Below are 24773 nucleotides of genomic sequence, written 5' to 3' on the forward strand. Positions count from 1 at the left end.
TCCTATTGTTGCGGATACGGCAGATGACTACTGCTGTTCTCGCTGACGGAGATCGAGCGACCGAGTTGAGGGAAGGCGCGTTGGGAGCACGCCGGTCTGTCGCAGACCTTGCACCCCGCACCGATCGGCACGATGGTCGCGGGGTCGTCCGTCTGGATTCCGTGGGAGTAGACCATGCGATCGGCGTAGCCGATGTCGCAACCGAGCCCGACGGCGAAGTTCCGCTCAGGTGCGAGGTATCCGAGTCCGCCGCTGTGGGTAGTGCGCGCCACCCAGAGGTATGTCCGACCGTCGGGCATCTTCGCGACCTGGGTGAGGATGCGTCCGGGGCTCGCGAATGCCTCATGGATGACCCACAGCGGGCAACTTCCGCCAACTCGCGAGAAGTGAAAAGCGGTAGCAGACTGACGCTTCGAGATATTGCCGGCACGGTCGGTTCGGACGAAGAAAAAGGGAATGCCGCGCTGGCCGTGTCGTTGGAGGGTGGACAACCGGTGACAGACGGTTTCGAAGCCGACCTCGAATTTGAGGCTGAGCAGGGCGATGTCGTATCGCAGGGCCTCGGCGGATTCCAGGAATTGGCTGTACGGGAGTAGCAGTGCGCCGGCAAAGTAGTGCGCGAGGCCGATACGCGCCAGTGCCGCGGACTCGGAACTGAGCGATTCATCCTCAGCGACAAGGGTATCGATCACGTCGGCCTGTGTGAAGAAGGCCAACTGCATCGCGATCTGGAACGCGCGTTGTCCTGCCGACAGACGTCGCGCCAGGGTGAGGATCGACTTGTCCGGATCGTAGAAGCGCTTGGGGCCGAGCTTGTCTGGTTCGTCCGTGCGGATCGTCACGGTGACGCCGTGCTGGTCGCGAAGCAGTCGTGCCAGTTGCAGGTCTACTGCGCCCACGGACAGTCCGTTGTCCACGAACATCCGCTCGGCAGCGTCGTCGAGTACGGCGATGTGATTCTTTCGGTCGTAGAAGAAGTCCCGAACTTCCTCGTAAGGCATGGGCACCAAAGACACATCAGATGCTGTCTCGCCGGACAACTGCGTCGAGAACTGGTCCAACTGCTCTGTTGCGGCGTGAAGGCGGCGGTGCAACATCACGAGGGTGCGTCCGACCGCCGGCATTCGGGCCACCAATTCGTCCACCTCCGCCAGCGATACGTCCCCGGATTCCGAGGTTTCGGCCAGGGCGTGATGAACGTCCGCAACCAGGCGTGCGTCGGAATCGGAAGCGAAGAATTGCACGTCGAGATCGAACTCGGCGTTGAGCTTGAGGAGGACGGGGACCGTCAGCGGTCGTTGATCGTTTTCGAGTTGATTGACATAACTGGGGGAGAGTTCGAGTGCCTTTGCCAGTGCGGACTGTGACAGGTTTCGTTCTTCCCGCAGTCGTCGCAGCCGCGCTCCCGCGTACATCTTCTTCATCGAATTCTCCTCGGTGCCGATCGCGTACACCCTACCGAGAAGCCATTCGCAACATTCGCAACATTGCAGGATTGTTATTGCACAAATAGGCAATTGCGAGGGCCTATCCCGCGGTGAACGAGCTGCGTAGCGTGCAAATAGATACCGAAGCACGTGAGAAGAGGATCGATGAAGACGCATCTCGTACGCACCCACCGCTCTGCCGAAGAGTTCCCCAAGGAAGACCACCTCGCGTGGAAGATCGCGGAAGTTGCGACGGATTCCGTCGACGTCACCGATGCCACGTCCGACATGATCGTCAACCGGATCATCGACAATGCGGCGGTTGCTGCCGCCTCCCTGGTGCGCCGTCCCGTGGTGAATGCGCGGGCGCAAGCACAGTCGCATCCGTATACGCCAGGCTCCACCGTGTTCGGTATCCCCGGTACCTTCTCGCCTGAATGGGCCGCCTGGGCCAACGGCGTCGCAGTTCGTGAACTCGATTTCCACGACACGTTCCTCGCCGCCGAGTACTCACACCCCGGTGACAACATCCCGCCGATCCTCGCCGTCGCTCAGCACACCGGCCGTGACGGAAAGGACCTGATTCGTGGTCTGGCAACCGGCTACGAGATTCAGATCGACCTGGTTCGGGCTATCTGCCTGCACGAGCACAAGATCGATCACGTCGCACACCTCGGCCCCTCGGCCGCCGCCGGTATCGGAACTTTGCTCGGTCTGGGCACCGAGACGGTCTACCAGGCAATAGGTCAGGCGCTGCACCTCACGACGGCGACACGGCAGTCCCGCAAGGGTGAGATCTCCAGTTGGAAGGCATACGCGCCTGCGCTGGCCGGCAAGGTTGCCGTCGAGGCAGTCGACCGTGCGATGCGCGGTGAAGGTGCACCTTCACCGATCTGGGAAGGCGAAGACGGCGTCATCGCCTGGCTGCTCGGTGGGCCGGACAAGGAGTACCACGTTCCGCTGCCCGGTTCGAGTGAGGCGAAGCGCGCCATCCTCGACTCGTACACCAAGGAACACTCCGCGGAATACCAGAGCCAGGCGCCGATCGACCTGGCTCGTCGGATGCGTTCTCGTGTAGGTGATCTCGACCAGATCGCCTCGATCGTCCTGCACACCAGCCACCACACCCACGTCGTCATCGGCACCGGTTCCGGCGATCCGCAGAAGTTCGACCCCACCGCGTCACGCGAAACCCTCGACCACTCGGTGATGTACATCTTTGCCGTCGCGCTGCAGGACGGCACCTGGCACCACGAGCGCTCCTACGCGCCCGAGCGTGCACAGCGCCCCGACACGATCGAGCTGTGGAACAAGATCTCCACGCGCGAAGACCCCGAATGGACACGTCGTTACCACTCCACGGATCCGGACGAGAAGGCCTTCGGCGCTCGTGCCGAGATCACCTTGAAGAGCGGCGAAGTCATTGTCGACGAGCTGGCGGTGGCCGACGCGCACCCACTCGGCGCACGTCCGTTCGCTCGCGATCAGTACGTTGCGAAGTTCCGCACCCTCGCCGAGGGCGTCATCGAGCCGAGCGAACAGGATCGCTTCCTGGACGCCGCACAGCGCACAGTGCAGCTGAAGGCCGGCGAGCTCGACCAGCTGACCTTCACCGTCTCCGAAAACGTCCTTGCTCGGGCACCCAAGGTCGCCAAGGGGCTCTTCTGATGACGGGCCTCATCGCAGCATCGACGTCCGCAGCCGACAAACGCATCGCTTTCCGTGCCGGGCTGACCTCCGGCAAGATTCAGCGTTTGCCAGGTGCCATCAATCCGCTGACAGCCAAGCTGATTCAGGAAATCGGGTTCGAAGGTGTCTACGTATCCGGTGGTGCGTATTCCGCCGGGTTGGCGCTTCCCGACATCGGACTGACCACGTTGACGGAGGTCGCCGGCCACAGCAAGCAGATCGCGCGGGTCACCGACCTCCCGACGCTCATCGACGCCGACACGGGTTTCGGTGAACCCATGAGTGCCGCCCGCACGGTCACCATTTTCGAGGACGACGGAATAGCCGGACTCCACCTCGAAGACCAGATCAACCCCAAGCGCTGTGGGCACCTCGACGGCAAAGCGATCGTGCCCACCGAAGACATGGTTCGCCGTGTTCGTGCTGCGGTGTCGGCCCGTCGTGACCCCAACTTCGTCATATGCGCGCGCACCGATGCTGCCGGAATCGACGGTATCGACGCAGCCATCGAGCGAGCAAAAGCCTATGCGGACGCCGGTGCCGACTTGATCTTCACAGAAGCCTTGGCCACCGAGGCCGACTTCGAGAAGTTCCGCGCAGCCCTCGACATTCCGCTCCTCGCCAACATGACCGAGTTCGGGAAATCGAATCTCATTTCGGCGAAGACGTTGGAGGAGATCGGGTTCAACGCCGTCATTTACCCCGTCACCACCCTGCGGTTGGCGATGTTCGCCATCGAAAAGGGGCTGCGTGAGATTTTTGCGGAGGGCACGCAAGAAGGATTGCTCGGTGAGATGCAGCATCGCAGCAGGTTGTACGAGATTCTCGAGTACGAGCGCTACAACGAATTCGACAGTGGCATTTTCAATTTCAGCTTGGAGGGGAGTAGGACATGACCGAACAGATTCCGACGATCTACAAGGGCTTGGCCGGAGTTGTCGTCGACACGACGGCTATCTCCAAGGTAGTGCCCGAGACGAATTCGTTGACGTATCGCGGTTACGCAGTGCAGGACCTTGCCGCGAACTGCAGCTTCGAAGAAGTTGCGTACCTGCTTTGGTACGGCGAGTTGCCGACTCCCGAGCAGCTCGAATTACTCTGTCTGCGTGAGCGTGCAGCCCGCCGCGCCGATCGCTCGCTTCTCTCACTCCTCACCAAGATGCCAGACAATTGTCACCCGATGGACGTGGTCCGGACGGCGATCAGTTACCTCGGCGCCGAGGATCCGGCGGAGGATGACAACTCGGAGAAGGCCAATCTGGTCAAGGCACTGCGGATGACGGCTGTGCTGCCGACCATCGTGGCAGCCGATTTCCGGCGCCGCCGCGGTCAGGATCCCATTGCGCCCCAGTCGGATCTGGGATTCGCCGAGAACTTCCTGAACATGTGCTTCGGCGCCGTTCCGGAGTCGGCGATCGTGAAGGCCTTCGAAGTCTCGCTGATCCTGTACGCGGAGCACTCCTTCAACGCCTCGACGTTTGCCGCACGTGTTGTGACGTCGACACTCTCGGACATCTACAGTGCAGTGACCGCTGCGATCGGCACCCTCAAGGGCCCGTTGCACGGCGGTGCGAACGAAGCCGTCATGCACGACATGCTCGAGATCGACGACCCCGATCGCGCGGAAGCGTGGATGTCGGCGAAGTTGGTTGCCAAGGAAAAGGTCATGGGCTTCGGGCACCGCGTCTACAAGAACGGTGATTCGCGTGTTCCGACCATGAAGCAGGCGCTCCTCGACGTCGCGGCGGCGACCGACGGCGAGAAGTGGGTGCAGATGTACGAGATCCTCGAAAAGACGATGGTCAGTGCAACCGGAATCAAGCCGAATCTCGATTTCCCTACCGGCCCTGCGTATTACCTCATGGGTTTCGACGTCGAGATCTTCACGCCGATCTTCGTGATGAGTCGTATCACCGGATGGACGGCGCACATCATCGAGCAGGGGCAGTCCAATGCGCTGATCCGGCCGCTGAGCCAGTATTCGGGCGTGCCACAGCGAACTGTCGTGGCATGACGGTGGCATGACGCCCCTTTGATACTGCGTCGGCGAGGTTCGGTTCTGGCATCACCGTCTCCTGGCCTCGTCGACGCTTCTCCACGCATGGCCCGCACTTTCCCGTGCGGGCCATGTTCATTTCGCGTACTGACACTCTCGACAGCGAAGGTTTTCCATGTTCTCCAAAGTGCTTGTCGCCAACCGAGGCGAAATCGCCATTCGTGCGTTCCGCGCCGCCTACGAACTAGGTGCCGGAACCGTGGCCGTGTTTCCGTACGAGGATCGAAACTCGATCCACCGCACCAAGGCCGACGAGAGTTACCAGATCGGGGAGGTAGGTCACCCGGTTCGGGCGTATCTTTCGGTGCCCGAGATCATCGCCGCTGCCCAGAAGGCTGGCGCCGACGCGATCTACCCCGGCTACGGATTCCTTTCGGAGAACCCTGAACTGGCTGCCGCATGTGCGGACGCCGATATCACCTTCGTCGGCCCGTCGGCCGAGGTACTGGAGTTGACGGGAAACAAGGCCCGTGCTGTCGCGGCTGCGCGGGCGGCAGGGCTTCCCGTCCTCGAGTCGTCCGAACCGTCCACCGACATCGAAGCCCTGATGAGCGCGTCGGAGCTCATGGAGTTTCCGCTCTTTGTCAAGGCAGTTGCCGGAGGCGGCGGACGAGGGATGCGGCGTGTCGCGGAGCGGGGCCAGCTGAGAGAATCGATCGAAGCTGCTGCGCGCGAAGCTGAATCAGCGTTCGGTGATGCGACGGTATTCCTCGAACAGGCGGTGGTCGACCCGCGGCACATCGAAGTGCAGATCCTCGCAGACGGTGAAGGAAACGTCATTCACCTCTTCGAACGAGACTGCAGTGTGCAACGGCGCCATCAGAAGGTAATCGAACTTGCGCCCGCTCCGAACCTTCCAGCCGGACTTCGGGGGAAGATCTGTGCCGATGCTGTGGCGTTTGCGAAAGCTATCAACTACTCGTGTGCAGGCACTGTCGAGTTTCTGGTCGATACCCGTGGCAATCACGTGTTCATCGAGATGAACCCGCGAATCCAGGTGGAGCACACCGTCACCGAGGAGGTGACCGACGTCGACCTGGTTCAGGCTCAGCTGCGAATTGCTTCTGGTGAATCGTTGTCCGACTTGGGTCTTCGCCAGGAGTCGATTGTTCTGCGCGGCGCTGCACTGCAACTGCGCATCACCACCGAGGATCCCTCCAACGGATTCCGACCGGATACCGGGCGCATCACGGCCTACCGAACCCCGGGTGGTGCCGGCGTTCGCCTGGACGGCGGGGCTACCCTCGGGGCAGAGGTCGGTGCCCATTTCGACTCCATGCTGGTGAAGCTGACCTGCCGCGGGCGCGACCTACCCACTGCGATTTCGCGGGCAAGGCGCGCGGTCACCGAATTCCGAATCCGAGGGGTTTCTACCAACATTCCCTTCCTACAGGCAGTGCTCGACGACGCAGATTTCCGGGCAGGGGAGGTGACGACGTCGTTCATCGAGGAACGTCCGGGACTACTTACGTCGCGGGTCTCCGCGGATCGTGGCACCAAAATCCTCACGTATCTTGCCGACGTGACGGTGAACCGGCCGCACGGGGAGCGGAAGTCGACCGTCTACCCGCACGACAAGCTGCCGAAGATCGATCTGACTGCTCCGCCGAAGGACGGTTCCAAGCAGCGGCTGATGAATCTGGGGCCGACCGGATTTGCTGCGGCCTTGCGTGAACAGAAAGCGGTGGCGGTCACCGATACCACCTTCCGCGATGCGCATCAGTCGTTGCTTGCGACCCGGGTTCGTACAAGCGGTCTGCTGGCGGTGGCCGGTCACGTCTCCCGAATGACTCCGGAACTGTTGTCGCTCGAGGCGTGGGGCGGAGCTACTTACGACGTCGCTCTGCGTTTCTTGAAGGAAGACCCGTGGGAGAGGCTCGCCGCACTGCGTGAGGCCGTGCCTAACATCTGCCTGCAGATGCTTCTGCGCGGACGCAATACCGTGGGGTACACGCCCTATCCGGAGAAAGTGACCACGGCATTCGTAGCCGAAGCAGCGAGAACTGGGATCGACATCTTCCGAATCTTCGACGCTCTCAACAACGTCGATCAGATGCGGCCGGCGATCGACGCAGTACGTGAAACCGGTACGAGTGTGGCGGAGGTGGCACTGAGTTACACCGGCGATCTGTCTGATCCGGCGGAGACGCTGTACACACTCGACTACTACCTGCGGTTGGCGGAGCAGATAGTCGATGCCGGGGCACACGTTCTGGCGATCAAGGACATGGCAGGACTGCTTCGTGCACCTGCAGCCGCGACACTTGTATCTGCACTGCGCAGCAACTTCGACCTCCCGGTTCACGTGCATACTCATGACACTCCCGGCGGCCAGTTGGCTACGTACCTGGCATCATGGCAGGCCGGGGCCGACGCAGTGGATGGGGCGTCTGCCCCGATGGCGGGGACAACCAGTCAGCCTGCACTCTCGGCGATCGTTGCGGCGGCTGCACATACGGAGTTCGATACCGGTCTGGAACTTGGATCGGTGTGCGATCTCGAACCGTACTGGGAAGCGCTGCGAAGGGTCTACGCACCGTTCGAGTCCGGCGTGCCCGCACCGACGGGTCGCGTCTACACCCATGAGATCCCGGGTGGCCAGCTCTCGAACCTCCGCACCCAGGCGACCGCCTTGGGTCTCGGCGACCAATTCGAAGACGTGGAAGCGAATTACGCTGCTGCGGATCGGATGCTCGGACGGCTGGTGAAGGTGACGCCGTCGTCGAAGGTAGTCGGTGATCTTGCGCTCCATCTTGTGGGTGCAGGTGTTAGTTCGGACGAGTTCGCCTCGGATCCAGCCAAGTTCGATCTACCGGAATCGGTGATCGGCTTCTTGCGCGGGGATCTGGGTACACCGCCGGCCGGATGGCCGGAGCCGTTCCGCACGAAGGCGTTGGAGGGGCGGGGCGCGGCGAAACCTGAAGTGTCGCTTTCGGAGGATGAGAGCAAAGCGTTGAGCGCCGACCCCGCGCAGGTGCGCTCCACGCTAAACCGCTTGCTGTTTCCTGGTCCGAGCAAGGAGTTCCTCGATCACCAGGAACTGTACGGAGACACGTCGCGATTGTCGGCGAATCAATTCTTCTACGGTTTGCGTCGTGGTGACGAGCACCGAGTTCAGCTCGAGCAGGGCGTCGAACTGATCATCGGACTCGAAGCGATCTCGGAACCGGACGAGCGCGGATTCCGAACCGTGATGTGCATCCTCAACGGTCAATTGCGGCCGGTGTCGGTGCGAGACAGAAGCATCGCGGATACCGTTCCGGTGGCTGAGAAGGCTGACCGAAGCGTTCCTGGGCAGGTACCGGCACCGTTCGCCGGTGTGGTCACACTCACTGTGGCACAGGGGCAGAGCGTCGAGGCCGGTGATACTGTCGCGACGATCGAAGCGATGAAAATGGAGGCTGCGATCACCGCGCCCCGCGCCGGTACTGTCGCCCGACTTGCGATCGCCGAAGTCCAACAAGTTGAGGGCAGCGATCTGCTTCTGGTTATCGAGTAGGCGCAGACTGGGCGAGGTTCGCACTATCTGCAACTTTGCAGCGAGAATTCGCAAAGATATTCAAGTGCAATGTGTTTCGTCTATTCGAGGTCGAAAATAGTGTGAGTGTCATGACTGAAACGCACGAAGACATCTCGATCATCCGTCGTGGCGAGACCCTCGACGTCGTGTTCAACCGGCCGGAAAAGCGCAACGCATTGACCCCGCAGATGTACGACGCCATTGCCGGAGCCTGCCGGCGCGCCGACTCCGACCGCGAGATTCGGTTACTTACCCTCCGCGGAGCCGGGGGAGAGGCGTTCTCGGCGGGCTCCGACATTGGCCACTTTCAGACTTTCTCGAGCTTTCACGACGGGCTCGACTACGAAAGTCGGTTCGTCGGCGTGCTGACCGAACTCGAGAAAGTGCGGGTCCCCACCCTCGCGGTCATCGACGGCGTGTGCGCTGGCGCAGGGCTGCTGCTGTCGGCAGCGTGCGACGTGCGGATCGCGACGCACGGGTCCCGCTTCTGCCTTCCGATCGCGCGCACACTCGGAAACTCGTTGTCGATCCATTCCGTGGCGTTGCTGGCGGACAGGATCGGCAGTTCGCGTCTGATGTCGTTGGTCGCTCGGGCGGGGGTCATGTCGAGCGACGAGGCTCTGCGGAACGGCTTCCTCAGCGACTGCGCAACGGAGACCGAGTTCGCGGGCCTGACTGCCCAGGTCTCGCGGGAACTGCTGGCGGCTGCCCCGATGACCGTGTGGACGATCCGAGAGTCCCTGCGCCGCATCAGGACCCGATCGGTCACCGACAACAACGATCTGATGAGCATGATCTACAGCAGTGACGACTTCAAAGCCGGTGTCGACGGTTTCCTTCGCGGAGAGCGACCGGTCTGGGCCGGCGTGTAGTCCGGCGGTAGAACCACAGGCTTGCGTTGGAGCGCGCTCTAACCCCTAGCGTTGCCGACCATGACAACAAAGACCTGGATCATCACTGGAGTTTCTCAGGGTTTCGGACGTGAACTCGCACTGTCTGCACTTCGATCGGGGGACGCGGTAGTCGCTGCAGTTCGTCGTCCCGAGTCCGTTGCAGATATTGCGTCGGCGAATCCGGATCGGTTCTCGGCGGTGACGTTCGACGTCAGAGATACCGCAGCAACTCCGGGCGTCGTCGAACATGCGCTCGGGCGTTTCGGTCGCGTCGACGTGCTGGTCAACAATGCCGGTCGTGGGATGGTCGGCGCGGCGGAGATGGTGGACGATTCGACCTTGCGGGATCTCATGGAACTGCACCTGATCGGGCCCGCCGCATTGGTGCGTGCCGTCCTCCCGTCGATGCGGGCGCAGGGCAGCGGGACGATCGTGCAGATGAGCAGTCAAGGCGGCCGGATGTCGTTTCCCGGTGTCGGGGCGTACTCGGCGTCGAAGTTCGCTCTCGAGGGTTGGTCGGAGGCTCTTGCCGGTGAGGTCGCGCAGTTCGGCGTTCGGGTGATGATCGTCGAGCCCAGCCGATTCCGTACGGCATTCAACACACCTGGCGTTCTGAGCTTCGCCGAATTATCCTCGGAATACCGTGATTTGCTCGATCCCGTTCTGCGGGACATGGCGGCGGCAGACGGTGTTCAGGAGGGTGATCCGGAGAAGGCAGCAGAGATCATCACCTCGCTTGTGCACAGCGAGAATGTGCCACTTCGTCTGCCACTCGGAAAGGAAGCCGTGGAGCGGGTGTCCGCGTCGTATCGGAAGAATCTCGCCGAGGTATCCGTCTGGGCCGACCTGGCTCGCAGCGCCGATTTCGCGGATGCTGCCGGACCTGTCCGCCCGTTCTAGGCTGAGAGTCATGGCTACCGAAGACTTGATGCGTAAGGCACTCGAGGCACTTGGGGAAGTGGACGGGCCAATGTCGATCGAGGTGATCCATCGACTGGTCGACGCCGGGGACGTCGAGGAGTTGATGTCGATTGCCGAAGTGTCAGACCTGCTGGATGTTTCGGCACATACCCTGCGTTATTACGAGAAGATCGGCTTGGTTGCGGTGGATCGTGATTCGAGCGGACATCGTGTGTACGGCCCGGAATCTGTTCGCAGGCTGGTGTTTCTGACCCGCATGCGCATCTCGGGTATGGCGATTCGCGACCTGCAGCACTACGTCGAACTGGTCGACGCTGGTGAAGGGACAGTTCCGGAGAGGCTCGACATGCTGCTCGAGCACCGGGACACCGTTCGGCGGCAGATCAAGGAACTCACGCTGTCTCTGGCCGCGACGGAGTACAAGATTGCAACGTACGGTGGGCGAACCGGGGAGCGGGATATTCAGCCGAGTGAAACCGGAAGCAGCCCTCGCGGGGTCTCCTGAGCGATCTGGTCCAGCGCCGACTCCAGTGTCGGAAACTGATAGCGGAAGTTGTTGTCCGCGAGCACTCCTGGCGCTACCCAGCGGCTCTTGAGCACCAACTCGGCCTCGGTGCGGATGACCCGAGCTCCGAACTCCAGCATCCAGCCGGGTGTGGGCAAACCGTACCGTCGACCCAACGCTGCGCGCACCTGTCGCATCATCTCGTCATTGGTCACCGGGTACGGGGATGCGATGTTGACCGGGCCTGAGATCTCCGGATGCTCGTAGATGTGGATGATCGAGCGAACGACATCGGCAATGTGAATCCAGCTGAACATTTGTCGTCCGTCGCCCATCCTGCCGCCGAAGCCCATTCGGGAGAGGTTGACGAACGGGTTGATCGCCCCGCCGCCCGCGCCGAGGACGATCGACATCCGAAGTGCCACTTTGCGAACGGGTGTTGGTGCCGAGAACAATTCGTGTTCCCACGCTCGCGCGACCGCGACGGAGAATCCCTTTCCCAGCTCTCCGTTCTTCTCGTCCATCGGTCGATCTCGTGCGTCTCGGTAGATCGTGCCGGTACTGGCATTCGCCCAGAGTGAGGGTGGCTGCGGCGTACGGGTCAGCGCACGACCCAACAGTGCAGTCGTTTCCACTCGGGAGGAGAAGATGTCGTCGGCATTGCGCTTGTTGTAGCGGCAGCTCACGGAGCGGCCGGCGAGGTTGACGAGCAGATCCGTGCCGCTGAGCACATCGGCGACGCCGTGCTCGTCGGACCACGTGGCATCGCTCGTTCCTCCCCGGCCGATCGTCCGAACGTCGACCCCGCTGGATTCGAGCGTTCGAAGAAGGTGTTGGCCTACGTAACCCGACGCACCACAGACAACAACGGTCTTCATGATTTTGTGTTCCCTTCTGGAGAAATCACTTTGGCCATGAGGGCGGCGACATCGCCGACCAGACCTCGTGCCACTGGCAGCCGGGCAAGTGTGAGCGCTTTCGCGATGATCGGTACCAGGCCGTCGACCAGGGAACGGGTGCGCGCTTGCCCCGGAGATGAGTCGGTAACCCAGTGCAGCGTCACGCCCAGATAGCTGAGCCACAAGAGCGTGGGGAGCTGGGTCTCCAATGACGACGGCGTCCGCTGCTTCGACGCCGCCAGTGCTTCACGCATCAGATCGACGGCCATCGATCTCGCATCGGTCGACTCGGCCGAGAACGGGCTGGACGGTGATGCGGTGGGCAGTGCAACGTGCAGAAACGCGCTACCGAAGCCGTGATAGGGCCCCATGACATCGAGTCCGGTATGCAGAACAATCCTGAGATTTTCTGTCAGTGACCCACCTTCGCGAAGGAGTGGAAGCGCCAGAGCGCGGTGATCGCGTTGGATGACGAGATACAGCTCGTGAACAAGTTCGTCTTTACTGGCGAAGTAGTAGTAGGCATTCCCGAGCGAGACCTCTGCTTCATTCGCGATCTTGCGCATGGTCGTCGCTGCGAAGCCCTCGTCGCGGAAGAGCCGCAAAGCGGTTTCCACCAGCTTTTCCCTGGTCTTGATCCCGCGACTACTCATCGGCTCTCCTTCTTTGAACGCGTTCAAGTACAGCGTACGCCCTGTAGTTGAACACGTTCAAGACTCAATCTGTTGCGAGTAAGATAATAAGCGCGCATACTAAATGCATGAATGGATGTGCTTTCGGTTCGCCAGGGGGCCGGCGATGAATGCCTGGTTAGGGGTTGTCTCTGCCGAACATGTGCGTCGCGCAGTGGATCTCGGTATCGCACAGATCGGGCACGGAAAGAGAGCCGGATTGGCACGGATGAAAGCAGGTGACGTGCTGGTCTACTATTCGCCGGTCGAGTCCATCGGCGACCGAGATCCGTTGCGCGAGTTCACAGCTCTCGGTGTGATCGAAGAGGGTGAGATCTGGCAGGCGGACGAGGGGTGTTTCAAGCCGTTTCGGCGGCGAGTTCGGTACGAACAATTCAACCCCGTTCCTCTCGACGCAGTCCGGAGTCGATTGGCGCTGACCTCGGCACAGAATTGGGGGTATCAACTCCGGCGTGGCTTGATTCCGTTGGATGACAACGACGTCGAGGTTCTGCGTTCGACGACGAGCTGACACACTGGCGCTGTGGCGAAGAAACTGGAAACCGACTTCGAGGACGCGGACGAGAGTCCCGGTCTGATGTTGTGGCGTGTCACCAACGCTTGGCAGGCCTCGATTCGCGCTGCGCTGCGACCTTTCGACCTGACCCACGTGCAGTTCGTTCTGCTGGCAGCACTGACCTGGCTGGATGCAGAGACGCCGATAACTCAACGCGGCCTTGCCGAGTACGCGCGCACCGACGCGATGATGACGTCACAGGTGATTCGGACCCTCGAATCCAAGGGGTTTGTCGAACGACGTCCACATCCGACCGATGCTCGTGCTCGCTCGCTTGCCGTCACGCCGGTGGGTGCGGCCTTGGCCGGCGGGGCGAATCGCGCGGTGGAATCTTCGGACCGGGAATTCTTCGCCGCTCTCGGGGATCGTCAGACGGCCTTCGTCGCGATGCTCGGCGCGCTTGATCGACGGTAACAACCCTCAGTTTCGAGGAGATTGCTCTGTAGTTCTCTGCAGCAGTGCGTATTTGGCTTCCAGTCCGTCCAGCAGGGATTCCAGTGCGAGTTCGAAGCTGGCGCCGTCGATCTCGGTGGCACGCTCACGCAACAGGTGTGCTCGTGTGAGGTGCGGGTAACGCTCGGCGTAGATAGCGGGATCGTCCACGAATCCGCCGGAGAACGTTGCCGTCGCAGCACCCATGACCACGTACTTGACGGAAGCGCCGATCAGCGTTGCCGTGCGCTGCGGCCATCCGGCGCGCACCAGGCCGCCGTGGATGGCGTTCGCGCGATCGAGGGCGATGGGCCTGACGCTCGGACCGTAGGCCAGATAGGGAACGATGTTGGGATGCTTGCCCAGGGCAGCGTGGTAGGACCGCGCCCACGTACGCAGCGCGCCGCGCCAATCGTCGGAGTCGAAGCCGCTTACGTCGACGGACTCCATGATGACGTTCGCGACGTCGTCGAGTAACTCGTCCTTGTTGGCGTAATGGCTGTACAGCGACGGTGCCTGTACGCCGAGAACAGTGGCGAGTTTGCGCATCGAGAAGTCGGTCAGACCGTGCTCGTCCACCAGTTTCAGGGCAGTGTCCCTGATGATCGGCTTACTCAGTAGTGGAACCCGCGGTCGCGCCATCGCACAGAACCCTTTCGTCTGAAAGTACTGGACAACCTTACACTGTGAGTTTATTATCGAATTAACCTAACAGTGTTCGGGAACGTGGAGGATCAGATGACACGGGTGTTCGAGAACAAGTCCGATCTCCTGGGGGCAGTCGGTGAAACGCTGGGTTCGAGCGAGTGGGTCGAGGTCACCCGTGAGATGGTCCATCAATTTGCCGACGCGACCGGTGACCATCAGTGGATTCATGTCGACGACGAAAGAGCTAGGCGCGAATCACCTTTCGGTGGACCGATTGCGCACGGGTATCTGACGCTCTCACTCCTGCCGCTTCTGTCGAAGTCCGTGTATCGCATCGACGGCGCGAAAATGGTCATCAACTACGGGTCCGACAAGGTTCGATTCCCGAGTCCGGTGCCCGTCGGGGCCAAGGTTCGAAATACCGCAGTGCTCTCCGCAATTGAAGAATTGCCGAACGGTTCACTACAGAGTCAGATCACCAACACCGTCGAGATCGAAGGCGTGGACAAACCTGCCGTTGTTGCGCAGACCGTCGCGCGAATCTTGTTCTGAAATCCTGCAAGAAGAAAGCAGACTCCACATGAATCTCGAACTGACCACTGAGGAAGTTGCGTTCCGCGAGGAGATGCGAAAGTTCTTCACCACCGAATTCTCGCCCGAACTTCGAGCACGTGCGGCCGGATTCGGAAAGCTGACTCGTGAGGACATCGTTGCGGGCCAACAGATTCTGAACGCACACGGGTTGGCGGTTCCACACTGGCCGGTCGAATGGGGCGGCAAGGACTGGACTCCGGTTCAGCGCCACATCTATTCCGAGGAAATGCAGTTGGCGTCGGTACCCAACCCGTTGCCGTTCAACGTGAGCATGGTTGGGCCCGTTATCGCTGCCTTCGGTTCGCAGGAGCAGAAGGAGGAATTTCTCCCCGCTACGGCCAACGCCGATATCTGGTGGTGCCAGGGTTTTTCGGAACCCGAAGCCGGTTCGGATCTCGCTTCACTCAAGACGGCCGCTGTTCGTGACGGCGCAGACTACATCGTCAATGGTCAGAAGACGTGGACCACTCTCGCGCAGCACGCCGAGTGGATCTTCTGTCTGGTTCGTACAGATGCCAGTGCTCAGAAGCGGCAGGCCGGAATTTCGTTCTTGCTCATCGATCTGGCAACTCCCGGCATCACGGTTCGCCCCATCAAACTGATCGACGGCAGCGTCGAGGTCAACGAGGTGTTCTTCGACAACGTCCGCGTGCCTGCGGAGAATCTTGTCGGCGAGGAGAACAAAGGCTGGGACTACGCCAAGTTCCTGCTCGGCAACGAACGCACGGGCGTCACGCGGGTCGGGTTCTCCAAAACTCTTGTCGCCACGGCAAAAGAGAAGGCGCGGGAGGTTCGCGTCGGAACCGGCACCCTCCTCGATGATCCGTTGTTCGCGGCTCGGTTGGCTGAGCTGGAAAACGATTTGCTTGCGCTGGATCTGACTCAACTGCGAGTTGTGGCGAGTTCGGCAGACGGCAAGCCGAACCCGGCGTCCTCGCTGCTCAAGCTCCGCGGCTCCGAATTGCAGCAGGCAGCAACGGAATTGCTGATGGATGTTGCGGGTCCGGACTCGTTGCCGGTGAACACGGCCGAGATCGACTCGCCGGAGTGGGCGCAGCAAGCGGCGCCGCGCTACCTGAACTACCGGAAGGTTTCCATCTACAGCGGATCAAGTGAGGTGCAGCGCTCCATCATTGCCTCCTCGATTCTCGGATTGTGAGCATCTGACATGAATTTCGAACTCGACGACGAGCAGACGATGCTTCGCGACACGACGCGTGAATTGCTCAACCGCAGCTACGACGCGGAGAAGCGCAACGCCACCTCGGCTACTGACGAGGGATGGAATGCCGCGGTGTGGAAGCAGTTCGCGGAGCTTGGGCTGCTCGGCCTGCCGTTCGCGGAGTCTGACGGCGGAATGGGCGCTGGACCGGTCGAGACCATGGTCGTGATGACCGAACTGGGCCGAGCGCTTGCACCCGAGCCGTATCTGGGTGGTGTTCTGATCCCCGGCGGTTTGATCGCGGCTGTCGGTTCGGCAGATCAGCGGGCGCGGCTCCTGCCGGCGCTCAGCGACGGGACCACTCTGTCGGCCTTCGCACATACGGAACCTGGCACGCGCTGGCCGGTTGCCACCGTCACGGCCGCGGCTTCACATTCGGGATCGGGGTGGACGATCACCGGCGTCAAGAACCCGGTCCTGCAGGGCGACAGCGCGCACGTCGTGATTGTCAGCGCCGCACTTCCAGGCGGCGGCACTGGGCTCTTCCTGGTAGATGCAGACGGTTCGGGTGTCGTACGGCGCACGTACGCCACTCACGACGGCCGGCGCGGTGCGCAGTTCACGTTCACCGATGCCGCGGCCGAACAACTTGGTGAGGGCGGCGATGTCGCGGAGGCGATCGTCGAAGCAGAGGTTCGGGCGCAGGCGGCTCTGTGCGCCGAGGCGATCGGGATCATGACCGAAGCGCTGCGACTGACGACGGATTACCTGAAGCAGCGCAAGCAGTTCGGTGTTCCTCTCGCGAAGTTTCAAACATTGGCGCATCGGGCCGCCGACATGTACGTGGCGCTCGAACTGGCGAGCAGCATGAGTCTGTATGCCACCATGTCCATTGCCGACGGCGTGATCGATCCGACCATCGCGTCGCGCGCGAAGCTGGCTGTCGGTCGCGCCGCGCATCAGATCGGACAGGAAGCGATTCAGATGCACGGCGGCATCGGAATGACAGCCGAGTATCCGGTCGGGCATTACGTCTCGCGACTGGTGGCCATCGAACACACTTTGGGTGCCTCGGACGATCACCTTCGGGTGCTGGCCGGCGGCGTCTCGAAGAATCGATGAGCGGGCCTACCATCCGGGACAGAAAGGCCGGTTAGCGGATTCTACGAATGCAACTGTGGTGACAGACACCACGGATGTACCACCCGCTAGTGCTGTGGTCACGAGGTCAGCTCGGAGGCGGCGCTCGACGACCGTTCGTTTCTTGTAGTCGTCGCATATGCCGAGCTATCACGTGCCGATCCGAGGAAGTTCGCACCGGTGTCGACCCTTTCTCGACTGTCGCAGCAGAATGATCTGCGCCCGGCTTTGATTGACTTACTTCGCTTGATTCGCTCAGCGGCGTTCAATCCAGGCAAGGATCGCTTTGACGCGCCGATTATCTTCCCCGGGAGGCAAACCCAACTTGAGAAAGACGTTGGCAACGTGCTTGCTGACCGCAGCCCTGGACAGATACAGAGTGTCGGCGATCTCGCCGTTGGATTTACCTTCCGCCATCAACGCGAGAACTTCGCTCTCACGTCCAGTGAGCCTGCCGATCGGACCGGGGGAGGCGTCCTGTCGGATGACATAACGCACTACCTCCGGATCGACCACTACGCCTCCACCGGCAACCGTTTCCACTGCTCGAAGGAAGTCTCCAACCCGTCCCACTTTCTCCTTGAGCAAGTAGCCGACACCGTCCGCGCCCGGGCCACTGAGCAGTTCCTTCACATATGGACCGGTGACGTATGCAGACAACACCAGGATCGGGAGATCGCGATGGCGGGCGCGCAGATCCATCGCGGCGCGCAATCCGTCATCCGTATGTTCAGGCGGCATTCGTACGTCTGTGACGACCAGGTCCGGCAATTCACCTGAGTTGGCCATGTCGTCGACGGTCGTAACCAGCGAGGGGGCGTCTTCACATTCGCGGACGACCTCGTGGCCGCTCGCGGTCAGGATTTCCTTGATGCCGGCGCGAATGAGTGCGGCATCATCGGCCAGCACGATCTTCATGGCGTGTTCGTTCCTCGTCTGTTCGGTGTCGGACTGTCACCATGGTGGTTCGGCAGGGGCCGTCACTGTCAGAGTAGTTCCCTTCTCGGGAGGACTGACGACCTGAATTTCGCCACCGACGCTTCGCATTCGTTCCCGCAGTCCCGCCAAACCAGTGCCCCGGCCATCGGTAAGGTCAAGGCCTCCGACCCCGCGGTCGACAATTTTGGCCATCACACCGTAAGGCGAACAGTGAAGTTCGATCAGGACGTGGTCGACGCCGGCATGCTTTACGACATTGGTGAGGGCTTCCGAAATAGTGAAGTAGACGGCACCGGCGACGGGTCCTGACAGATTCGAGTCGTCACCCTCGGTATCGAGCTCGACGGTTAGGGATGACCGGGCTACCAGTTCGCGAACCGCCGCCATCAACCCTAAGTCACTGAGATCGCGGGGGTGGATGCCGCGCACCGTTTCGCGTAAGCGTTCCAAGGCGCGTTCTGCTTGCGCTTGCGAGCGTGACGCCAGTGCACTGATGCGCTCGTTGTCTGCGCCGGAATCGGCGGCGGCTTGAAGTAGTCCGAGGCTGAGTACCACCGCAACGAGATCCTGCTGCGCGCCATCGTGCAGATCGCGCTCAATGCGTTGTCGTTCCAGTTCGAAAGCCTCGGTCAACGAGGCCCGGCTCGTGCGCAGGTCGAGAAGTTGATTGTGCAGATCGAAGTCGTTTCGGTCTGAAAGCGCGAGCAATATCAGGTCGCGAAGCCAGGAAATTCCGGACAATAGCGCTGCCGTCAGTGCTGCGAGAACAAACCCGGTCGGAACGGCCGCGACCGACTGGCCTGCGGACGTCGGCGTGAATGGTCCCACCTGCGCCGCGATACCGAAGAACCAGAAGACGGGTGAGAAAACCAGCGCCAAGGCTCCGATGAAGCCGAAGAACGCCACAAGCAGAGAAGGCAACGACAAGACCACGGCAATCAGCATCACCGGCAGGTCTGTTCGCCAGAGCGCGGATGTGCGGACCCGTAGTCGAATCCAACTGACCCAGGGTTCGTTCGCAGGCCGCAGAGGTGCGCTCGGCGCGCCGCAGGCTCTGGCACGCACACGATCAAGTTCGGCTACCACGATCGCGGTGATCGGCAGCAGCGGTATCAGTACCAAGGACAGGAGAAATAGTGGAAGGAGGGCTGCGGCGACGATCTCCAGCACTACTCGTCGCGCCAGCACGGAAATCGACATGACGTCACACTCTCCCAGACGACGGTGGAGGAAGAGGTAGTGCTGGTTCTACCCCTTGAGGGAGACAGCACCAGTGTTTTCCAGGATCGAGAATGTTGAGATTCTTACATGCCGAACGAATCCATCACCAGTACCACTCCTTGTGTCCGACTTCGTGGACTGCGGATGGATTTCCCCGTTCTTGGCCGCAGTGGCGAAACCAACCGGGTACTGCACGACCTCGATCTCGACATACCCGCGGGGCACCTCACCGCAGTCGTCGGACCGTCCGGTTCTGGCAAATCGACTCTGCTGTTCTGCGCGGCAGGGCTCGAGGAGCCGACCGGAGGCACCGTGGAAGTGCTCGGCACCGATCTCCAATCCCTGAACGCACGCAAACGTGCAGCGTTCCGGAGCAAACACATCGGTTTCGTATTTCAGGAGTACAACCTGGTCAGCTCGCTCACCGTCGAAGAGAACATCGCTCTCCCCGCTCGCCTCGCGGGTCACAAAGTGCCCAAAGCTCGAATTCGCGAGGCAATGGACCGCCTCGGCATCGGTAATCACGCCGCCCGACGACCCGACCAACTCTCCGGTGGCGAGCGGCAGCGTGTCGCGGTCGCCCGCGTCGTTGCCAATCAGCCACGCATCGTCTTTGCCGACGAGCCCACAGGCGCACTCGATCTCGTGTCAGGGCAAGTAGTACTGGATTGGCTGCAAGCTCTACCGGCACACGGCACCTCCGTGGTGATGGTCACTCATGACCCATATGCTGCTGCCCGTGCTGATCATGTGGTCGTCATGGGTTCTGGGCGTGTGCACAATGTCATGCCCGGTGGAGACGGACATGCGGTGGGCGAGGCCATAATGGCCGCGCAATCGGCGGCTGTTGGGGATGTGCTCGCATGATTCGATTGGTTCTCGCAGATATTCGTCGTCAATTCGCAATGTGGCTGTGGACCGTCTTGTGTGCCACCGTGGGTGGAGCCTGCGCCGCTGGCGTGGTGATCGCGATGTTGGCCGGCATGAGTGCGACGCGGGTTGCCGGTGATGCAGCCATGACTCAGGCTTCCATAGCGCTTGGCGGAAACATCGTCTTCTTCACCGTTCTTGCCGCAACCGCAGTCGTTGCCTCCACGGTGGGACTGACATTGACAACGCAGCGCCGCGAGCATTCGCTCTGGATAATTCTCGGGATTCCGCGCCACCATGTACGGCGCGTGCTGATCATCGAATTGTTGGTTCTCGGAATGGTGGCGGGTTTGCTCGCGTTGCCACTGGCGCTCGTAGTCGGTCGTGTGGCCCTGATGCAATGGACGGAGACGGGGCTCGATCTGCACGGTGCTCATGTCGGTTTTCAACTGTGGTACGTCGGGGTCGCGCTGGCAGCGGGGATTGCACCGTGTCTGCTCGGAGGGTGGGGTGCTGCTCGGCGTGCATCGAAGACAGGGGAGATGCGCGCTTTTCGTGAGACTACCGAGTTAATGGCTCGTCCAGGCATCGGCCGAAGTGTCCTCGCGGCGTGCCTGTTCGCTGGTGTGCTCGGAATGTGGATTCCAGGTCTTGGGTCTGAACTGAGCGGACCCGAGCAGCGCACTGCCTTTGCCTTCGCCGGCAATCTCTTCTTGGTGTGTCTGCTGCTTCTGATGGGCCCGTGGACTATTACGCCTCTGATGAAACTGTGGACTGCGATGGTTCCAGTCGGTGACGTCGCTTGGCGGCTGGCGATACAGTCGTGTCGCGCCCGTGCTGCGCGGAGTGTCACCACTGTTTTGCCATTCGCGCTGGCATTGTCGATGGTGAGCATCTTCATGGTGATCGGCAATGTGATGCCTGACGACTCCACCGGTCTCGGCGACGTGCTTGTCGTGCTCGGTTGGGTGTTCGTCGTTTCCTGGGTTGGAGGACTTGCGGTCATCGCGTTAGTCGGTCGTGAACGACGCCGCGACGCGGCGCTGATCGGTATCGCCGGTGCCCCGCCAGCCGTAATAGCCCGTTCGACAATGTATGAAGGCTTGATATACGCCACTACCGCAGTCCTTTTCGGAGTTCTGACGTTGCTGGTATCTTGCTGGACAGTCGCACTGGCCGCACGAATGTCAGTCTCGTCGGTATTGGGCGGCCTGCCGTGGCCGATGCTCACTGCGCTGGCAGTCATGACGCTGATCATGACCAGCGCAGCATTGATCTGGCCGACGATCACCACTTCACGGGCCAATCTCGCCCAGCAACTTCGCGCCTGACTGACGGTAACTTCGACGAGATGCGAGGTGCGTCTGAAGCGTTGTCGTCCCAATCCGAGAATCGAACAAATGACAGGAAATCCTTTGTCCAAGAATGAAAATCATTCAGAACGACTGGAAGTGTCCGACTTCGATCGAAGGCCGCGACGCCCAAGGCTGATGGCGCTCATCACCACACCGATAATCGCAGCCGTCGCACTGTCGGCATGTTCCGCCAATCCCGACGACAGAGCATTGGGTATCGATGCGGAGACGTCAATGCCCACAAACGAAGTCAATCCCGAGGTACGCGAACTCATGGCTGGACCCCCGTGGGAATCGGGTCAGTGGGGTGTTCTCGTAGCGGACGAAGCGACGGGGGAGATCGTGCAGTCGCTGAACCCGGAATCACAGTTCGTCACGGGGTCCACGGCGAAGACCTTCGCAGTCGGGGCGGCATTGGATATTCTCGGCAGTGACCACCGATTCCAGACTCCGATCGCCCATACCGGAGAAGTCACGGCAGACGGTCGACTCTCGGGCGATCTGATCATGGTCGGCAGCGGAGATCTAGCGCTCGGCGGTCGCTCGGCATCGCCCGACACCCTCGAGGTTCCCGATTTCGATCACTTCGACGCCAACGCCGTTCCAGGCATGGCGACCATCACCCCTCAAGACCCGTTGGCCGGACTCGACGAACTTGCCGGCCAGATCGCTGCCGAAGGAATTCGCAAGATCGACGGCGACGTTGTCGTCGACAACCGCCTCTGGGACCCGATTTCTGTTGGCGGTGTACCGATTACGCCCACGATGATCAACGACAACCTCATAGATCTGCTCATCAGCCCGCTCGATCGAGGACAACCCGCCACAGTCGACTGGCGACCGAAAACCGCAGCCTTCACGGTCGAGTCGGACGTGATGACAACACCGATCGGCACCAAGCCCGCGGTCACTGTCGACGCCGCCGACTCGGGGCACATCATCGTGCATGGAACTGTCCCCGCCGACGCGAAAACACCATTCGTCGCAACCTACCAAGTACCAGACCCTCCGGCATTTGCGCGGACCTTGCTGATCGAGGCACTTGCCCGCCACGGCGTCACAACCAGCGCGCCGACATTGGGTACGAACCCCAGCGACATCCTCCCGTCACAAGATCGTGTTGCGGCACTGCCAGTCTCGGCGTCCTACACCTCACCTCCCTTCAGTGAATACGCAAAGCTGATCAACAAGGTCAGCCACAACCTCGGGGCGAATCTCTTGCCGCCGCTGATGGCTGCGCAACGAGGTCTCCAGACCTACGAAGAGGGCATGCAGATCGAACGAGAATTCCTCGCAAAAAGTGGCGTCGACCCAGCGTCGTTTACGTTAGTCGACGCCCAAGGCCTACCTGGGGACAAAGCCACGCCTCTGGCACAGACCGAACTTCTTCGAGCCCTCGCCCGCCGCGACGATTTCGACGTATTTTACGATTCGATGCCCAGCCTGGGCCTCGATGGATCGCTCGCCGACGTCATCGATCGCACCGATCCGGCGGCGGGACAGATCCGCGCAAAAACCGGTACCTTGGTCGACGCGCCCGACGGGAACATGCAACTCGCCACGAAAGCGCTGGCTGGATATATGAACTCGCAAAGTGGCCGGCGACTCGTCTTCGCGATATACGTCAACAACATCCCTGTGCCCAGCGGAACCGTCGAAGATGCGATCGACTTAGCCCTCGATGCCAACAAGCAACTCGGAGCGATCGCTGCTGCGATCTATCGCTCATCGTAGCGGGATCCTCGACGGCTCGTCGGACGCATAGGGGTGCAACCCGAATTCGCAAGGGGATCGATGTCGTCCGATGGCTATCCAGACAAACCATCACTGGACCATCGGGGCCGCACGAGAGATCGGGTTCCTCGCTGACCGTTCGGCAACGCTTCACCTCGCGAAACCCACTACCGTTCGACTCCGAGCTCTGGCCGGTGAACCATCGAGGACGATGACGATGGTAAATGGCGCCGCACTCGCGCCTTGGCATAAAGCTCCGTTGGGCGGCGAGTGAAGGCTCGAAGTCATTGCGGCTCAACCGGGTAGATTGTCACTCCCGTCCGAGTGAGCGTGGTGAGTTGAACGTTCGGCTCACCGTCAATGTCCACGTAGACGAACCCAGGACTGTTCAGTTCACGGCGAACCACAGGCATTGTGCCCTATCTGGATCAAAATAGGTGGAACCCGCTGCGAAAGAAAAGTTGTGCTGAGCTCAGACATGGGGAACGTGCGTCGGCGAGCGTACTTCGCCTCGCGTATGTTGTTGCGTGGAATTGATTTTGGGATTCCACCAGTAAGTTTGTGAAAGGTTGTTGACAGTGATGGTAGAGAGTGGGGCAGTCACGCGGCGTGCGTTTTTGGTTGCGGCGGTGTTGATTCCGGTCGTGGGATGTTCGGCGAAGAGTAATCAGATTGCAGATGCCGGGCCGACGAAAGTTGGCGCGGGAGATCCAAGTGATCTTCTGGTCGAACTCGAAGGTCGATACGACGCGAGACTGGGGGTGTATGCGAGTAGTTTGAACACCGGGAGGACGGTGGAGTATCGCGCGGACGAGCGGTTCGCGTTCTGCTCTACGTTCAAAACCCTCGCTGTCGCAGCTGTATTGGATAAGTATCCATTGAGTTATCTCGATACCGTAGTCCACTACACTGCCGCCGATCTGCAGTCGTACGCCCCGATCACGGAGCAAAAGCTCGATGCCGGGATGACGGTTGGTGAATTATGCTCCGCAGCAGTGCAATACAGTGACAATACCGCCGCCAACCTCCTGCTGCAGATGCTCGGCGGACCTTCTGAAGTCAATGCATATCTTCGCAGTATCGGTGATGATGTGACTCGGCTGGATCGGATCGAACCCGAACTCAATACCGCCATTCCAGGCGATGATCGTGACACGACGTCCCCGCGGGCGATCGGTACGGACTATGAGCGTCTTGTCCTCGGCGATGCACTGACGCCGGACAAACGTGAGGTGCTCACGGGTTGGCTTCGAGGCAATACCACTGGTGCGGAGCAGATACGGGCCGGTGTTCCCCAAAAATGGACGGTCGCCGACAAGACTGGCAGCGGCGACTACGGAACCAGTAACGACGTCGGTGTCGTGTGGACGGATACTTCAGATGCGGTGACGATTTCTATCCTGACGACGCGGTCGGATAGAGACGACACCGCGGTCAAAGCGATCATCGCCGACGCCACACGTCTCGTCGTCTCAGCGCTCACCTGACGTCGGTGAAGAACCGATCCCGAAGTCTCGGGG

22 protein-coding genes are annotated in these 24773 nt (G+C 61.0%); 16 read left to right on the top strand and 6 right to left on the bottom strand.

Annotated features, from left to right (window positions below):
- Positions 1–2 precede the first annotated feature (2 nt).
- Complete coding sequence (locus ACFWAD_RS07825; RefSeq protein WP_378542606.1) at positions 3–1424, bottom strand: short-chain fatty acyl-CoA regulator family protein; 1422 nt, start codon at positions 1422–1424, stop codon at positions 3–5.
- Between the two features lie 168 nt (positions 1425–1592).
- Here ACFWAD_RS07825 and prpD point away from each other — a divergent pair, with 168 nt between their 5' ends.
- The 7 genes from prpD to ACFWAD_RS07860 all read left to right on the top strand — a co-directional run bounded on the left by prpD (position 1593) and on the right by ACFWAD_RS07860 (position 11011).
- Positions 1593–3095 carry a 2-methylcitrate dehydratase PrpD gene (prpD, locus tag ACFWAD_RS07830; protein ID WP_378542608.1) on the top strand — a complete coding sequence of 501 codons (1503 nt, stop codon included), beginning with the start codon at positions 1593–1595 and terminating at the stop codon, positions 3093–3095.
- Positions 3095–4012, top strand: coding sequence for a methylisocitrate lyase (prpB, locus tag ACFWAD_RS07835; protein ID WP_378542610.1), 918 nt, complete (start codon positions 3095–3097; stop codon positions 4010–4012). Before prpD ends, prpB begins: the two co-directional genes overlap by 1 nt.
- Positions 4009–5130, top strand: coding sequence for a bifunctional 2-methylcitrate synthase/citrate synthase (locus tag ACFWAD_RS07840; protein WP_378542612.1), 1122 nt, complete (start codon positions 4009–4011; stop codon positions 5128–5130). Before prpB ends, ACFWAD_RS07840 begins: the two co-directional genes overlap by 4 nt.
- A gap of 157 nt (positions 5131–5287) precedes the next feature.
- Positions 5288–8671: a pyruvate carboxylase gene (locus ACFWAD_RS07845; protein ID WP_378542614.1), complete on the top strand. Its 3384-nt coding sequence runs from the start codon at positions 5288–5290 to the stop codon at positions 8669–8671.
- A 110-nt stretch (positions 8672–8781) separates the two neighbouring features.
- Positions 8782–9564, top strand: coding sequence for an enoyl-CoA hydratase (locus ACFWAD_RS07850; protein WP_378542616.1), 783 nt, complete (start codon positions 8782–8784; stop codon positions 9562–9564).
- Between the two features lie 60 nt (positions 9565–9624).
- Complete coding sequence (locus tag ACFWAD_RS07855; protein WP_378542618.1) at positions 9625–10485, top strand: SDR family NAD(P)-dependent oxidoreductase; 861 nt, start codon at positions 9625–9627, stop codon at positions 10483–10485.
- A gap of 10 nt (positions 10486–10495) precedes the next feature.
- On the top strand, positions 10496–11011 hold the full coding sequence (locus ACFWAD_RS07860) for a MerR family transcriptional regulator (RefSeq protein WP_378542620.1): 516 nt from the start codon (positions 10496–10498) through the stop codon (positions 11009–11011).
- Here ACFWAD_RS07860 and ACFWAD_RS07865 read toward each other — a convergent pair.
- Both ACFWAD_RS07865 and ACFWAD_RS07870 read right to left on the bottom strand, forming a co-directional pair.
- Positions 10969–11889: a TIGR01777 family oxidoreductase gene (locus ACFWAD_RS07865; RefSeq protein WP_378531671.1), complete on the bottom strand. Its 921-nt coding sequence runs from the start codon at positions 11887–11889 to the stop codon at positions 10969–10971. The two genes, ACFWAD_RS07860 and ACFWAD_RS07865, sit on opposite strands and share 43 nt — an antisense overlap.
- Positions 11886–12563, bottom strand: coding sequence for a TetR family transcriptional regulator (locus ACFWAD_RS07870; protein ID WP_378542622.1), 678 nt, complete (start codon positions 12561–12563; stop codon positions 11886–11888). Before ACFWAD_RS07870 ends, ACFWAD_RS07865 begins: the two co-directional genes overlap by 4 nt.
- A 145-nt stretch (positions 12564–12708) precedes the next feature.
- Here ACFWAD_RS07870 and ACFWAD_RS07875 point away from each other — a divergent pair, with 145 nt between their 5' ends.
- A complete protein-coding gene (locus ACFWAD_RS07875) occupies positions 12709–13113 on the top strand; it encodes an EVE domain-containing protein (protein ID WP_378531675.1) in 405 nt (134 codons plus the stop codon).
- Between the two features lie 12 nt (positions 13114–13125).
- Complete coding sequence (locus tag ACFWAD_RS07880; RefSeq protein ID WP_378542623.1) at positions 13126–13572, top strand: MarR family winged helix-turn-helix transcriptional regulator; 447 nt, start codon at positions 13126–13128, stop codon at positions 13570–13572.
- 6 nt (positions 13573–13578) lie between these two features.
- On the opposite strand, the gene ACFWAD_RS07885 is transcribed toward ACFWAD_RS07880, so the two are convergent.
- Positions 13579–14232, bottom strand: coding sequence for a TetR/AcrR family transcriptional regulator (locus tag ACFWAD_RS07885; RefSeq protein ID WP_378531679.1), 654 nt, complete (start codon positions 14230–14232; stop codon positions 13579–13581).
- A gap of 96 nt (positions 14233–14328) precedes the next feature.
- On the opposite strand from ACFWAD_RS07885, the gene ACFWAD_RS07890 reads away from it, so the two are divergent.
- Genes ACFWAD_RS07890 through ACFWAD_RS07900 form a run of 3 tightly spaced genes read left to right on the top strand, consistent with a single transcriptional unit; the run spans position 14329 to position 17116 of the window.
- Positions 14329–14790: a MaoC family dehydratase gene (locus tag ACFWAD_RS07890; protein WP_054781524.1), complete on the top strand. Its 462-nt coding sequence runs from the start codon at positions 14329–14331 to the stop codon at positions 14788–14790.
- Between the two features lie 28 nt (positions 14791–14818).
- Entirely contained in the window at positions 14819–15991 is a 1173-nt protein-coding gene (locus ACFWAD_RS07895; RefSeq protein ID WP_378542624.1) for an acyl-CoA dehydrogenase family protein, read from the top strand.
- A 9-nt stretch (positions 15992–16000) separates the two neighbouring features.
- The gene (locus ACFWAD_RS07900; RefSeq protein WP_378542625.1) at positions 16001–17116 is read left to right on the top strand and encodes an acyl-CoA dehydrogenase family protein; all 1116 of its coding nucleotides are present in this window, start codon (positions 16001–16003) and stop codon (positions 17114–17116) included.
- A gap of 273 nt (positions 17117–17389) precedes the next feature.
- On the opposite strand, the gene ACFWAD_RS07905 is transcribed toward ACFWAD_RS07900, so the two are convergent.
- Together ACFWAD_RS07905 and ACFWAD_RS07910 are read right to left on the bottom strand one after the other, a co-directional pair.
- A complete protein-coding gene (locus ACFWAD_RS07905; RefSeq protein WP_378542626.1) occupies positions 17390–18052 on the bottom strand; it encodes a response regulator in 663 nt (220 codons plus the stop codon).
- 36 nt (positions 18053–18088) lie between these two features.
- A complete protein-coding gene (locus ACFWAD_RS07910; protein WP_378542627.1) occupies positions 18089–19273 on the bottom strand; it encodes a histidine kinase in 1185 nt (394 codons plus the stop codon).
- Positions 19274–19438: 165 nt separating this feature from the next.
- Here ACFWAD_RS07910 and ACFWAD_RS07915 point away from each other — a divergent pair, with 165 nt between their 5' ends.
- The 4 genes from ACFWAD_RS07915 to bla all read left to right on the top strand — a co-directional run bounded on the left by ACFWAD_RS07915 (position 19439) and on the right by bla (position 24740).
- Positions 19439–20161 (top strand): ABC transporter ATP-binding protein, encoded by a 723-nt coding sequence (locus ACFWAD_RS07915; RefSeq protein ID WP_378542628.1) that lies wholly within the window; start codon positions 19439–19441, stop codon positions 20159–20161.
- Positions 20158–21495 carry an FtsX-like permease family protein gene (locus tag ACFWAD_RS07920; protein ID WP_378542629.1) on the top strand — a complete coding sequence of 446 codons (1338 nt, stop codon included), beginning with the start codon at positions 20158–20160 and terminating at the stop codon, positions 21493–21495. The genes ACFWAD_RS07915 and ACFWAD_RS07920 overlap by 4 nt, the downstream gene beginning before the upstream one ends.
- Before the next feature lie 258 nt (positions 21496–21753).
- A complete protein-coding gene (gene dacB, locus ACFWAD_RS07925; RefSeq protein ID WP_378542630.1) occupies positions 21754–23253 on the top strand; it encodes a D-alanyl-D-alanine carboxypeptidase/D-alanyl-D-alanine-endopeptidase in 1500 nt (499 codons plus the stop codon).
- A gap of 581 nt (positions 23254–23834) precedes the next feature.
- Positions 23835–24740 carry a class A beta-lactamase gene (gene bla / locus ACFWAD_RS07930; RefSeq protein WP_378542940.1) on the top strand — a complete coding sequence of 302 codons (906 nt, stop codon included), beginning with the start codon at positions 23835–23837 and terminating at the stop codon, positions 24738–24740.
- Positions 24741–24773 lie beyond the last annotated feature (33 nt).

Origin of the sequence: Rhodococcus sp. NPDC059969, assembly GCF_042738325.1 — a bacterium.
Classification (GTDB): Bacteria; Actinomycetota; Actinomycetes; order Mycobacteriales; family Mycobacteriaceae; genus Rhodococcus_F.